The organism is Desemzia sp. FAM 23988, from assembly GCF_045528365.1.
GTDB lineage: Bacteria > Bacillota > Bacilli > Lactobacillales > Carnobacteriaceae > Desemzia.
Window position 1 is genome coordinate 87,897 of the sequence record NZ_JBGQQS010000006.1, and the last position, 13,132, is coordinate 101,028.

At 36.1% G+C, this 13,132-nt stretch carries 12 protein-coding genes; 4 read left to right on the plus strand and 8 right to left on the minus strand.

Annotated elements, in window-relative coordinates; all coding sequences use genetic code 11:
- Window positions 1-23: 23 nt before the first annotated feature.
- Window positions 24-857, plus strand: a complete 834-nt coding sequence (locus tag ACEN4L_RS05185; RefSeq protein WP_407096500.1) for a metallophosphoesterase — start codon at window positions 24-26, stop codon at window positions 855-857.
- Window positions 858-1,421: 564 nt separating this feature from the next.
- Here ACEN4L_RS05185 and ybaK read toward each other — a convergent pair.
- The 3 genes from ybaK to ACEN4L_RS05200 all read right to left on the minus strand — a co-directional run bounded on the left by ybaK (window position 1,422) and on the right by ACEN4L_RS05200 (window position 3,853).
- Window positions 1,422-1,919 (minus strand): Cys-tRNA(Pro) deacylase, encoded by a 498-nt coding sequence (ybaK, locus tag ACEN4L_RS05190; protein WP_407096501.1) that lies wholly within the window; start codon window positions 1,917-1,919, stop codon window positions 1,422-1,424.
- A gap of 26 nt (window positions 1,920-1,945) precedes the next feature.
- The gene (locus tag ACEN4L_RS05195; protein WP_407096502.1) at window positions 1,946-3,124 is read right to left on the minus strand and encodes a class I SAM-dependent rRNA methyltransferase; all 1,179 of its coding nucleotides are present in this window, start codon (window positions 3,122-3,124) and stop codon (window positions 1,946-1,948) included.
- An 84-nt stretch (window positions 3,125-3,208) separates the two neighbouring features.
- The gene (locus ACEN4L_RS05200) at window positions 3,209-3,853 is read right to left on the minus strand and encodes a VanZ family protein (RefSeq protein ID WP_407096504.1); all 645 of its coding nucleotides are present in this window, start codon (window positions 3,851-3,853) and stop codon (window positions 3,209-3,211) included.
- A gap of 324 nt (window positions 3,854-4,177) precedes the next feature.
- On the opposite strand from ACEN4L_RS05200, the gene ACEN4L_RS05205 reads away from it, so the two are divergent.
- The 3 genes from ACEN4L_RS05205 (at window position 4,178) to ACEN4L_RS05215 (ending at window position 8,158) form a co-directional block, all read left to right on the plus strand.
- Window positions 4,178-6,343, plus strand: coding sequence for an LTA synthase family protein (locus tag ACEN4L_RS05205; RefSeq protein WP_407096505.1), 2,166 nt, complete (start codon window positions 4,178-4,180; stop codon window positions 6,341-6,343).
- Between the two features lie 555 nt (window positions 6,344-6,898).
- Window positions 6,899-7,540: a hypothetical protein gene (locus tag ACEN4L_RS05210; protein ID WP_407096506.1), complete on the plus strand. Its 642-nt coding sequence runs from the start codon at window positions 6,899-6,901 to the stop codon at window positions 7,538-7,540.
- Between the two features lie 69 nt (window positions 7,541-7,609).
- Window positions 7,610-8,158 carry a hypothetical protein gene (locus ACEN4L_RS05215; protein ID WP_407096507.1) on the plus strand — a complete coding sequence of 183 codons (549 nt, stop codon included), beginning with the start codon at window positions 7,610-7,612 and terminating at the stop codon, window positions 8,156-8,158.
- Window positions 8,159-8,588: 430 nt separating this feature from the next.
- On the opposite strand, the gene ACEN4L_RS05220 is transcribed toward ACEN4L_RS05215, so the two are convergent.
- The 5 genes from ACEN4L_RS05220 to ACEN4L_RS05240 all read right to left on the minus strand — a co-directional run bounded on the left by ACEN4L_RS05220 (window position 8,589) and on the right by ACEN4L_RS05240 (window position 12,964).
- The gene (locus tag ACEN4L_RS05220) at window positions 8,589-10,019 is read right to left on the minus strand and encodes an ATP-binding protein (RefSeq protein WP_407096537.1); all 1,431 of its coding nucleotides are present in this window, start codon (window positions 10,017-10,019) and stop codon (window positions 8,589-8,591) included.
- 48 nt (window positions 10,020-10,067) lie between these two features.
- Window positions 10,068-10,784, minus strand: a complete 717-nt coding sequence (locus ACEN4L_RS05225; protein WP_407096508.1) for a response regulator — start codon at window positions 10,782-10,784, stop codon at window positions 10,068-10,070.
- A 416-nt stretch (window positions 10,785-11,200) separates the two neighbouring features.
- Window positions 11,201-11,605, minus strand: a complete 405-nt coding sequence (locus ACEN4L_RS05230) for a single-stranded DNA-binding protein (RefSeq protein WP_407096509.1) — start codon at window positions 11,603-11,605, stop codon at window positions 11,201-11,203.
- Window positions 11,606-11,744: 139 nt separating this feature from the next.
- Window positions 11,745-11,948, minus strand: a complete 204-nt coding sequence (locus ACEN4L_RS05235; RefSeq protein WP_407096510.1) for a DNA-directed RNA polymerase subunit beta — start codon at window positions 11,946-11,948, stop codon at window positions 11,745-11,747.
- A 23-nt stretch (window positions 11,949-11,971) separates the two neighbouring features.
- The gene (locus ACEN4L_RS05240) at window positions 11,972-12,964 is read right to left on the minus strand and encodes a rod shape-determining protein (protein ID WP_407096511.1); all 993 of its coding nucleotides are present in this window, start codon (window positions 12,962-12,964) and stop codon (window positions 11,972-11,974) included.
- Window positions 12,965-13,132 lie beyond the last annotated feature (168 nt).

Sequence of the window (13,132 nt, forward strand, 5' to 3'; positions counted from 1 at the left end):
TTTCGTCCAACGGAGGTGTCTTCTTGAAAAAACTACTCATTGGTTTACTTTGTTTCTTCTTTCTGTTTTTGCTGGTAATGCTTCATGGTTATCGTGAGAATCGTACTCTAGAAGTTGAACAGCTCTTCATTGAATTACCTGAACTTCCGAAAGAACTCGATCAGTTAAAGATCGTTCACCTATCAGATATCCATTTTCCGAGAAGTCGGATCGATCCTGCTGTGTTGATTGCAGAAACGAAAAAAGCTGAGCCTGATTTGATTTTCTTAACGGGTGATTTGATGGATCGATCGGCAGATATAGCCACTACTCCGTTAGCCGAATTAGTAGCTGAGTTGTCTCAAATAGCCCCTACTTACTCGGTGTCTGGAAACCACGAAACTTCAAGCGGCCAATTGGAAGAATGGAATGAGGTTATGGTCCAAAATGGCGTCGTTCTGCTGGAAAATGAAACAAACGTAGTTACTGTTCACGAAGAATCTTTAGCCATCGTTGGTTTGAAAGATGGAGAAATGATGTCAGAGCTACCAATGACGCACGACACTACCAGATTACCCACTTTAGTATTGGCACACCATCCAGAATATTTTGAATCCTATCTAACCGATAATCCAGCTATACAACCGGATATTATTTTTAGCGGTCATGCTCACGGAGGGCAAATTCGTTTGCCGATCATAGGTCCCTTATTTGCTCCAGGACAAGGTTTCTTTCCCACATACACATCAGGGATTTACCCTGCTTCTCAAAATCCTGACCAAAAATTAGTTGTCAGCCGTGGAATTGGGAATAGTCTCTTCCCCTTACGCATCAATAATAAACCCCATTTCATTATTGTCACTCTTACAAACGAATAGTCCAGCAACCTTTAGATTTGTTTCATATTTCCCTCCAAATCTAAAGGTTTGTTTAACATTCTCTCTTGGCTATTTCTTTATTGCTTTTCGTAGTGTACGCTTACATTAAGATTTACATATAAAATACTTCTATTCGGAAAGGATAATGACGATGCACCCTATCTACAGTCTTTATTGGTCTTCTTTTCAAGCGGTTTTTATCTTTCTAAGTCTTACATTAACTTTGCTATTTGCCGGCTCTTTTTTTGTCGGAAAAGAGAGGAAATCTGCCATAAAAAATAGTGTATTATTATGGCTGCCTTCTCTGACAACTTTTGTAACAGTGATTTTTGTGTCCTTCTTTTCAGGTATACTCTATGACGAACTAAATATTCCAACTGATAATTTTATACTTTTACTGATAGGGTATTCAACCATTATCTTCTTTCTTCATACAGCAACCTTTGTTTACAACTGTGTTCAAATGAATAAAAAGAAGCGTTATGTAAGTCATTATTAAAAAGAACTCTAAAGGAGCGATTGCTGGACAATCGCTCCTTTAGAGTTCTTTTTTGCGTGTTCTCTTTATGGATTTACTGCTTCAATTTCAGCAAACACTCCATTTGTAATAGACTTTAAATCACTTGGCGTTAATTCTACTTGCATACCTCTTTTCCCTGCTGAAACAATGATGCTCTCCATATCTTCAGCTAGAATAGATAAATAAGTAGGAAAATCCTTTTTCATGCCTATTGGCGAACAACCGCCTCGTATATAGCCCGTGGTAGCCAGCAAATCATTCATATGAAGCATGACGATTTTTTTATTCCCGCTTGCTTTAGCCAACGCTTTTAAATCAAGTTCACTAGTTCCTGGAATGACAGCTATCACTACTCCTGTCTTATCTCCTACCGTGACCAGTGTTTTAAAAAGTTGTTCTTTAGGGACTGATAATTTTTCCATCGCATCTTTCGCGCTTAAGTGATCTTCACTCCACGGAAAAGTATGCACTTGAAAAGAAACAGCATTCTTTTCAAGTAGTCGAATTGCATTTGTTTTTTGAATTTTTGCTTTCTTTCCCATCCTAAAAACTTCTTTCTATAAAAGAATCAACCTTTTTGGATAATGTACACTTTCAAGTAATTGCCTTCTTTAAAATGTGGATTGACTTTAAAATCTTCTGGAAGAGTATGCTTTTCCAGAATTCTATACCGTGATTCTTTATTCTTAAAGGCTTCATTGATAAAGGACTCAAAACGTTTGGTAGATACTGCAGCAGAGTTTGTAGATGCAATGATTGTACCGCCGTCACTCGTAATATCAATGATATCTTCTAACAACGCTGTATAATTTTTCGCTACACTGAACGTTCTTTTTTTCGAACGGGCAAAGCTGGGTGGATCGACCACTATAGTATCGAAGACCAGTTTTTTACGGACAGCATATTTGAAATAATCAAATACATCCATCACACGAATTTTATGGTTTTCCAAGCTTAACTCGTTTACAGTAAACTGTTCTTCCGTTTTAGGTAAACTGCGCTTCGCTAAATCCACACTAACGGTCTCAACAGCTCCTCCAAGAGCTGCTGCAACTGAAAAAGCACCAGTGTAGCTAAAAGTATTTAACACCCTTCTGCCAACAGAATATTTTTCCATCAGACTGTTGCGGACATGACGCTGATCAAGAAAAATCCCTGTCATCAGTCCATCATCTAAATAAGTCGCATAATGGATTCCGTTTTCTTGAATGATCAATGGTTCTGGAGCTTCTTGACCGGAAACAAATTCTGATAATAGACCGTCTGGACGCTTGTAACGGAATTTTTGATAGATCCCTTTTGCTTCAGGAACTGCTTGTTGGAAAGCTCGATAAATTGCTTGTTGGTGTTCAAAGATACCTTCGCTGTACCAAGAAAAGACGTAGTATTCTTCATATACATCAATGGTCAATCCGCCTAAGCCATCCCCTTCTCCATTAAAGAAACGATAAGCTGTCGTTGTATCATCCGCTTTTAGTGCTTCTCTCACCTCAGCAGCTTGTAAAAATAAGCGCGCGTAAAAATTTTCAGTAATGACTTCATTAGGATTCAATGTTAACACCCAGCCATTTCCTTTATTTTGTGTTGCCAGATAAGCCGTTGCCACAAAGCGATTATTTTGATCGCTTAACTTGACAAGTGTGCCCTCTTTTTCATTCAATGGCTCTACAAAGTCTTCATTGATCAATAATGGGTTGCCTTTCAATACTCGTTGAACAGCTTTTTGTTTTAATTGTAATGTTTTCACTCATAAACCTCATTCCAGTTAATATACTTCTTCTCTTATGCAAAGTATAACTTAAAGTACTTATTTAAACCTCAAGTTACTTTTTTAAACTCGATTCTTTTTTTCATATTTTCTTTTCTTTCGTATCCACTGGATAGCATGAAATAAACCAATTCCAATAAGCGTTCCAACAGTATTAAAAATCAAATCATCGATATCCGGAATACCTGTATCAAAGAAAAACTGCAGTACTTCAATAGATAGTGAGACTAAAAATCCAATAGAGAGCGTTCGAAAAAAAGAATGCTTTTTACTTAATAGATAAGCTGCTCCAAATCCCATGGGCACAAACCAGAGAATATTTCCATAGAGATTATAATAATAAGAAAACATTGACAGACCATTGGTTAACTTGATCGTCTCTACAAAAGGAACCCAATTGATCACGCTCAAAGGCTGCAAATGAATCGACACAGACGATAAGGTCGTTTCCCCACGGAAAACAGTTAAATGGATCAATAAGAGAATATAAAAGACAAAGACATTTAATATCACTTCTCGGCGCATTTTTTTAACTGGCCAACGATCTTGATGGAACCTTAAATAAAGAAATCGACACATCAACCAAACTATGAAGTAGAGCAACGAACGATCTAAACTGAAAAAAATCAGTTCAATCAAATAGAAATGATTGATCCAATCGCCGGCCAAGACTTCTGTAATATCATATAGTTCTTGTAAAAAAATCACTTTAAGCAGAAGCCTCCTTTTTATCAGCACTATTATAACTTATTATAGATACAAGTTTAAGTCTATTCTAATGTCATTTTTTATGCGTTTATAACAGGTTGTTTACCAAATTTTAACATTCTTCTGTGAAGCTTGTTCCCAAAAGATTTATCATACTACTAAAGTCTCAACTTTTCTACTTTTAATTGACTATATTGTGTATTAATTGTAAAATATTTGTTGATGTAAGATCTAAAAAAAACAGAAAAATCAAGGAGTTCAGTACTTGATTTTATTGAAAATGTACATTTATGTTTGAGGCATTTTCAAAAAGGAGGCAACACCGTGTCAAAATTAAAACAATTACTTTCTAAACGACTGGGCTTTTTCACTTTTGCTGTCATTCTCTTCTGGCTAAAAACTTATTTAGTTTACCAGATCGAATTTGAGTTAGGTGTAGAAGGATTGATGCAGGAATTCATCTTATTCATTAATCCTATCGCGACCACAGTCTTGTTATTTTCTATCGCCCTTTACTTTTCCAAGTCTAAGAAAGCTTATACTGCCTTATTCGTTGTTTATTTCTTAACGAGCATGTTATTGTATGCAAACGTCCTTTATTACCGTGAATTCAGTGATTTCTTAACGATTTCTACCATGTTGGGTGCCGGTAAAGTAGCCAACGGGATAGGCGCCAGTGCTTTTGCTTTGTTCCGCCCTCAAGATCTTCTTTATTGGTTAGATTTTGTTGTCCTGATTTTTGTGATGTTCAATAAAAAAATCGGTATTCAAATGGATAACCGTCCAATACTGAAACGCTATGCCGTCGCAATGACTACTTTAGGTGTAACATTATTTGCTGGAAATTTAGCTTTAGCTGAAAGCGACCGTCCACAATTGCTTTTGCGTACATTCGACCGGAATTATATTGTGAAATACCTGGGAATCAACTTCTTTACCGCTTATGATGGTTATCAAACAGCTCAATCGAATCAAATCAAAGCAAGTGCTGATGAATCGGATATGGAATCTGTTCTATCTTATGTCAATGAGCACAATGCTGAACCAAACAGTGAAATGTTTGGAATTGCTAAAGATAGAAATGTGATCTATATCCACTTAGAAAGTTTCCAACAATTTTTGATCAATTACCAATTGGAAGATGAGAATGGTGAAATGCATGAAGTAACACCGTTTATCAACAGTCTTTTTGATAACGAAGACAGTTACAGTTTTGAGAACTTCTTCCATCAAGTAGGACAAGGTAAAACAGCTGATTCAGAAATGTTATTAGAGAATTCATTGTTTGGCTCTTCTCAAGGTGGAGCATTTACACAATATGGTTCTACAAACACTTTCCAATCAGCTTCTCAAATCTTGCGTTCCGAAGAGGACTATACTTCCGCTATGTTCCATGGAAATGTAGGTTCATTCTGGAACCGTGATGACACGTATAAATCTATGGGAATCGATTATTTCTTCGATGACGAATACTATACGTTCACTGAAGAAAATACATTGGAATATGGAATGAAAGATAAAATATTCTTCCAAGAATCGATCCAATATCTAGAACAATTGCCACAACCGTTTTACAGTAAATTTATCACTGTATCTAATCACTTCCCTTATCCTTTAGATGAAGCGAATGCTGATATACCAGCTGCAACAACTGGTGACAATACAATCGATAATTACTTTGTCACAGCTCATTATTTAGATCAAGCGGTTGAAGAGTTCTTCAACTATTTGAAAGAATCAGGATTATATGATAACTCAATGATCATTTTATACGGAGATCATTATGGTATTTCAAACGCACGTAACGAAACATTAGCCCCATTGTTAGGCGAAAATCCTGATGAATGGTCAGGTTATGACAATTCTATGATGCAAAGAGTTCCTGCCATTTACCATATTCCTGGTACTGGCAACGGGGAAGTATTCGATACATTTGGTGGACAAGTTGATATCTTGCCAACTACCCTTCACTTATTAGGAATTGATACAACTGACTATGTATTGATGGGTAATGATTTACTCTCTGCAGATCATGATGAGACAGTTGCCTTTAGAAATGGTGACGTGGTCACTCCTAAATACACTTTAGATGGATCAGTTATTTACGATACAGAAACTGGTGAAGTCATCGCTGAGCCTTCTGAGGAAGTATTGGCGGAAGTGGAAAAAATAAAAGAACAAGCAACTGCACAATTAAGTACGTCAGATAGTATTTTGGAAAGTGACTTGCTCCGTTTCTACACTCCTGAAGGATTGTTAGAAGACGATGTTTCTGATTACAATTACATGAATCAAGCGGATCGTTTAAGACAGCTGAATGAGAACCTTGGTGAAGATTCCACCAGCTTATATCACTTAAACGGAGATCAATCAACTGTTCCGTTGTATAAAACCAATGCACCTGAATTAGCAACAGACGCGCAAGAATCTGTTGATTCAGAACCAACAGGTACAACCGATATGGAAGAAAATACAGCAGAAACTGAATAAAATGTTAGACGGAGATGGGACATTAGTCCTATCTCTTTTTTTTGCTTTATACTAGTTAAACTGGTTCTACAACATTTGACGTTGGTGAGTAGAAAATCCATTTCTTTTTAACTCTAACTCTATTAGAAACTCAGTTCTAGAAATTTATGGAGGAATATGGGGTTGCTTATAGCCATGAAAAGGATGCAATGAGAATTACCCCGAGTTAAGCTTCAGCTTTTACTCGGGGTTTGAAGCTTGCAAGTCTTGAGACGCGGTTTTCGGCTCAAGGCGTTCCCATGGTGTTCCATAAGCAGCCCCATAGGCCGGAAGAAATTTCTTTACCAACGTTAGAAGATGAAGAGCCGTTAAACTGTTTTTCTCCATGCTCTCTTCATACCTTTTTCATATTCTTTCTTTACAATATGAACAGTAGGCTATAGAAAGGGGTATCTAAAAAGTATGAGTCTTATAGGACGTGCAATGAAAAGCATGCGGCATCATCACATAACTACCAGTATGTTATTTATATACAACTTCCTTTTCTTAAGTTGTTTCCTGCTCCTAGGCTGTTTTATGTTGTATTTGCTTACTTCTACAGAACAGCTCGCTAGTTCTGTAGAGACTATCAAAGAATACGATACTTCTCTCTATGCCAAACCTTTTGAAGAACTAATCAGCAAAATAACTCATTTATTTTTAACTATCCAGCCACTTTTCCTCCTGCTCATCTTTATAGGGATGATTAGTATCATTTGTGTTCAGCTCCTCTTATTTCATTTTCGCAAGCAAGAATACCGCTCTTATTTATTGCTTAATGAACCATCCAGTAAGTTATGCTGTCAAATCACGTTGGAACAATTGATGGTGTTAAATGCAGCGCTGGTGTGTCTATTTATTCTATATATCTTTTTCCAATCTCAGTTGTTTGATTTCCTTTCCAGAGTTGAAAACTCTATTCTACTTGATCATGCAACTCAGACAGAAGTCATGACCATTCAATCAACTCCTGAACCCAATTCAATTATCAACGGACATGGATTTACCCGTTTTCACATACGTCCTTTCTTAGTCAGCTCTAAAAATGAACATTTATTTACGTTAGCTGTTCGACATCAATTCCCTATCATTGCGCTCTTTTTAAATGCTATTTCTTTTTGCCTCATCTATTTTTCAAATTATGTTATTTTTTATGTAACAACTAAAAAACGCTTCTGACTCTCTGTAGTTGTTTTTTTTATTGCCTTACCAATGGCTATTCGTTAAATCATATAAGGAGTGTCTTTTATGCAAAAAAAGAATCGTGACCGGCAAGATAAGCTCTATCAATTAAATCCGCAATTGTACTCCCTTTCGTCTGTAAATTACTCTTTTCAAGATCTCTTGAATTTGTTTAAACAGCATCTGGGCGATTATCCTGGAACATTGCTTCAAAAGCCTGTGGCGGTAGAATATTTAAGTCTAAAAGAAAATATTTTATTGGCTTATTCAATCGCTGATCCAAAGAATAAACACAAAGAACAAATTATTGAAGATACTTTTGAAAAATCAGGTATTGATTTAAACCATTTATCTTCCATTCCTCTTGCTGATCTTCCGCTTGAAACGATTTTAAAGGTGCAATTGGTGACTCATTTTCTTTGCCAAACTAAAATTATTTTATTGGATAATTGGATCGCTAAATTACCAGAAAAGGATATGAAAGAAGTGACGCTGTTTTTGAAACATGTTTGTCGGCAACAAGGATGTGCGATTTTGATTTATACATCCAATAATACGGTTATGAAACAATGTGATGAAACTATTTACCTAGACTCTTTTTTATCCGTATCTTAGATTCTGATGGTTGTTCCAATGCACTATTATCTCTACGTCAAAGAAGAACGAGTCAATTTTAACTATATTCAAAATTGACTAGCAGATTCGAAAAAGCAGAAGATTGGATGGTTATTTCATTCACTCTTCTGCTTTTTACATTATTTTCATGCAACTTTATTTGAGCAGACCTTAATGAGGCACGCTTTTTATTCAATCCGCTAACTCAAGGCAATCTTCTACTGGCTATATTGATATAATCCATACATAAAAAAGACCCTTTCTCCAAATTTAAAGGAATTAACCATCAAAATTTGGGAATGAGTCTTTTTAAACGTGGTTTCTCCCCGCTCTTTCTATTTCCTATTTCACTACGCCAGTAGGAAACTGGATAACTGTCTTAGTTGACTATGTTTTATCCGAGTTACTTTTTTTGTAAAAATACATCTGATTATTTTTCTGGCGTATTCAACTTAGATTTAGCTGGAAAAATAATCGTGAAAGTACTGCCTTTTCCGACTTCACTTTTTACAGAGATTTTTCCTCCATGCAATTGAACTAATTGATGGACGATAGCTAATCCTAGACCAGATTCTCCATATTTAGTACTCTTTCTGGAGGCGTCTGCTTTATAGTACCGTTCCCATATATTCCGAACTTCCTCTTCAGTCATGCCGATTCCAGTATCTGTAATAGTGATGATACTGCCCTCTAAATCTTTTTCAGCAGTAATGGTTATTAACCCATTCTCTGTAAATTGAATAGCATTTTGTACTAAATTGACTACGATTTGTACGAATCGGTCATAATCTGCATAGAACTCTAATTCTTCAGAACAACTAAATTGAAGTTGATTATTAGCCGACTGCGCTTTGCCTTTTAACTGTTCGACGATGGTTTCTAAAGCATTGTATGCATTAAATGATTGCTTTCTTAAATAAATTTGATTGGAACGGATTTTTTCGTAATCCAGATTCTCATTTACTAAGCGAATCAAGCGACGTGTTTCATTTTGCATCAACTGTAAACTTCTTGTCTTTTGATTTTCTGGAATCATGTCATGTTCCAGCCCTTCCAACAGGCCATTGATCGTTGTTAAAGGTGTTCGCATCTCATGAGCAGCATCGGCCATAAATTGCCTTCTCCGATCTTCTTGACGCTCAATCTCTTGCTGAGACTCTTTCAATGAGCGAGCCATGCTATTAAAGTCTTTTGCTAAATCATCGAATTCATCTTGTCCACTACTTTCTAAATGAACCTCAAAATCCCCTTTTGCTACACGGTGAGTTGCATTTCTTAGTCGATTGATACGTCCTACTTGATAACGAGTAAACAATAAAGCAATCACAATCGCACCTAAAGAAGAGATCACAAACGCTGTAAAGAGATTGCTGCGCATTTCTCTTAAATTTTCTTCAATCCCGCTAATTGGAGAGCTGATTCCTATAAAACCAGCAAAGTCTCCATTCGTTTGAGAAAAGAACGGTAAATAAACCAAAGCAATTTCGACTTGGTTACCGAAAAAATCTTTATCCTGAATAGTTAACGTGATTCTCTCTCCATTTTTCAACTGTGCAAAGTTTTCATCGGAGATTCCACTGGAATATGAAACTGCAGTTGATGGATAAGCCATTTGGTTTTCACTGTTAAAAACCGTGACAACGACCTCTTGATTCTGCAAAACAAATTGAGCATCTTCCAGTTGGTCCTCTTGTAAATCTCCGTCCACAAGAGCTTCTGCGTAACCGAATAGCAGCTCTTCTGTATCATGATAAGTAGAGTTACGGGTAAATTCCAGAAAAATAACTGTCATAATAATCAATAGTGTGATCATCACTACAAAAAAGGCCAGCATTTGTTGGTAAAAATATTTTATTTTCATCAATCATCCAACCTCCTCGTTCGACAGTCTTTCGCCACTCGGAATAAATTAAACACTGATTTCTGAATCATCAAATTTATACCCTACTCCCCATACGGTTTGAATGACTTGAGGTCCATTTTTATCAATTTTCTGACGCAACTTCTTGATATGAGCATCGACCGTTCTTTCGTCTCCAAAATATTCGTAATCCCAAACGATTGCTAGTAACTGCTCTCTTGAGAAAACTTGTTTGGGACTCGTTGCCATTGTATAAAGCAATTCAAATTCTTTCGGAGTCAGCCCATCAATTGGTTTGTCGTATAAAAAAGCTTCTCTTGTCTTCTTATTGATTTTTAAATACGTTGTTTCGATCTCAAATTCTGAAGAAGTACTTTTTTCAGCTTCTTCCATGCCTAAATCGGCTCTTCTGTGCAAAGCTTTTATACGAGCAATAAGTGTTAAGGGACTAAAAGGTTTTGTAACGTAATCATCTGCTCCCATTTCCAAGCCAATAACTTGGTCGCTTTCAGTATCTTTAGCTGTCAGCATGATAATAGGCACAGACACAGACACTTTGCGTATTTCACGGCAGATCTGCATCCCGTCCATGCTAGGTAAGTTTAAATCTAAAATCACCAAATCCCATTGGTCTTTTTCCTGCATGAACTTTTCAAGACCCTCTTTTCCATCTTGTATAAAATCAGCTTGCCAGTTTTCTTTTTGGAAAAACATATCCATCATTTCACCTACAGATGGGTTGTCCTCAATCATTAAAATTTTCAAAATATCCCCTCTTCCATCCCGCTTTCTTTCCATTATACTCTATTTTCAAGGACTTCTAAAGAAACATATCACAAACAATCAATGGATTTAAAAGAGTTTTTTCAATAAAAGATATCTTTTTAAAAAACTTTTGTTATAGTATGGTAGTATTTGAAATCGTTTCAGTAGGAATGTCTATGAAATATTTAAGTGGTGTAACCGCACTTTGCTGCGTTTTTTAGATGCACATTTACCTTGTGAGATAAATCAAATCTTCTTCTATGTTTATCCAGTTATTTTATTTTCAGTAGCATTTTATTCTTTCTACTTTTTTTAAGAACAAAAGATATAAACTCACTCTACTCAGCTATACTTTCATAAATAAAGAGGAACGAGATTTTACACTCGCTCCTCTTCAGTCACTTCAGCATCCGTTTTTAGTTTCCAACATTTGCAGCTGCTGCATTTTCAGTCGTTTGAAGTACAGGTATATTGGGTACTTGGACCGGCTGACTTGTTTCTTCTTTTGGTTTATTGGATAAAAATTGAACTGTATTCACTACCATCTCGACAACGTAAATAGTTTCATTTTCTTTATTCAGATAGGACCTTGATTGCATCCTCCCTGTTAAGCCAATGAGATTTCCTTTTTTACAATACTGATGCAGTAAAACAGCTGTCTTATTCCAAGCTACGATCGGAATAAAATCGGTATCTTGCCCACTATCTTTTTTAAACGCCATGGGGATAGCTATGGTATTATTAACCACCTGTTTTCCCTCTCCTAATTCTTTCAACTCAATATCTCTCACTATTCTTCCTATCACACTGACTTGATTCATATGAACCCTCCTATTTTTTTATAGATAGTATAATATAGGCAAAAAAAGTCAGATTCGTTAATTTATCTAAAAAAAAAAGACCTTATACACACTTAACTCGGAAGGTAAGTATATCTAAGATCAGATTTAGGTTTTTACGTTAATTAAGGATAGTGGGGCTTTTAAAGTAATTAAAAATGTTTTCCCAAATAGCCGGATCAAAAACTCCAGCCGGTTCGCCATCTCCGAGTACTCCATATCCAACCATTGCTCCAATAACAAACGCCAGGACGATTAATACAATGACAAGCATGATTTTTAACACAAAAGACAACGTATTGATTAAAATTTTCTTCTTAGTCATTGTTCCACCTCTTTAGCACAAATTTAAAATCTACGGTTCTTTTTAGACATATTTTCCAAAAGAATTCCTGTTCCTAATGCAACAGAATCCAACGGATGTTCAGCAGTAAATACAGGAACTTTTAATTCTTCAGTAAATAACTGTTCAATACCATCCAGTAAAGCTCCACCACCAGTTAAAATGATTCCGCGGTCAATAATATCTGCAGATAATTCTGGAGGAGTTTGTTCTAGCACTACTTTAGCTACTTCAACAATTTGCATCATTGGATCTGCTGTCGCTATTTGCACTTCATTAGAAGTGATCGTTATCGTTCTAGGTAAACCAGAAACCATGTCACGTCCACGAACTTCCATTGAATCTTCGCGACGTCCTTTAAAGACAGTTCCGATTTCTTTTTTGATCGTTTCAGCAGTACGTTCACCGATCAATAATTTGTGAGTTTTTTTCACGTATTGAATGATCTCATTATCTAATGTATCACCGGCAACTTTTATAGAACGGCTTGTAACAATCCCGCCCATTGACAATACCGCTATATCACTTGTACCGCCACCGATATCAATTACCATATTTCCGCTTGGTTGGAAAATGTCCATTCCAGCACCAATAGCTGCTACTTTAGGTTCTTCTTCTAAGAACACATTTTTACCGCCGCTTTTTTCAGCTGCTTCAATGATCGCTTTTTGCTCGATCGCAGTAATGTTTGTTGGACAGCAAATTAAAATATTCGGTTTTGATAAAAATCCTTTTACATTCAATTTATCAATAAAGTGAGTCAGCATTGCTTCTGTAGTATCAAAATCAGCTATAACGCCGCCTTCTAATGGACGAATAGCTTTTATGTTTCCAGGTGTACGTCCCACCATTAAGTACGCTTCTTCTCCGACTGCTAATACTTTCTTAGTCATTACATCAATAGCAACAACTGAAGGCTCGTTTAAAACGATTCCTTTTCCTTTTACATGTATTAATACATTGGCAGTACCTAAATCTATTCCAATATCTTTAGCCATTTGTTTTGTTCTCCTCTCAGGCCATTATTAACCATGGTGACAATAGTAAATGTAACCATCTAACAAATTATAGCACAAAACAATTTAATAGGAAAAGACGTTTTGAAATTTATTGTAAATGTAATACTACTGTACCACTTTTGTCCCTGAGAAGAGCGTAAAAACGAC

What these genes read in the sequence shown, in the direction of transcription:
- ybaK (WP_407096501.1), bottom strand. Translation starts at nt 1,919, where the DNA reads ATGGGAAAGAAAGCAAAAATTCAAAAAACAAATGCAATTCGACTACTT.
- ACEN4L_RS05210 (WP_407096506.1), top strand. Translation starts at nt 6,899, where the DNA reads ATGTTGTATTTGCTTACTTCTACAGAACAGCTCGCTAGTTCTGTAGAG.
- ACEN4L_RS05215 (WP_407096507.1), top strand. Translation starts at nt 7,610, where the DNA reads ATGCAAAAAAAGAATCGTGACCGGCAAGATAAGCTCTATCAATTAAAT.
- ACEN4L_RS05220 (WP_407096537.1), bottom strand. Translation starts at nt 10,019, where the DNA reads ATGAAAATAAAATATTTTTACCAACAAATGCTGGCCTTTTTTGTAGTG.
- ACEN4L_RS05230 (WP_407096509.1), bottom strand. Translation starts at nt 11,605, where the DNA reads ATGAATCAAGTCAGTGTGATAGGAAGAATAGTGAGAGATATTGAGTTG.
- ACEN4L_RS05235 (WP_407096510.1), bottom strand. Translation starts at nt 11,948, where the DNA reads ATGACTAAGAAGAAAATTTTAATCAATACGTTGTCTTTTGTGTTAAAA.
- ACEN4L_RS05240 (WP_407096511.1), bottom strand. Translation starts at nt 12,964, where the DNA reads ATGGCTAAAGATATTGGAATAGATTTAGGTACTGCCAATGTATTAATA.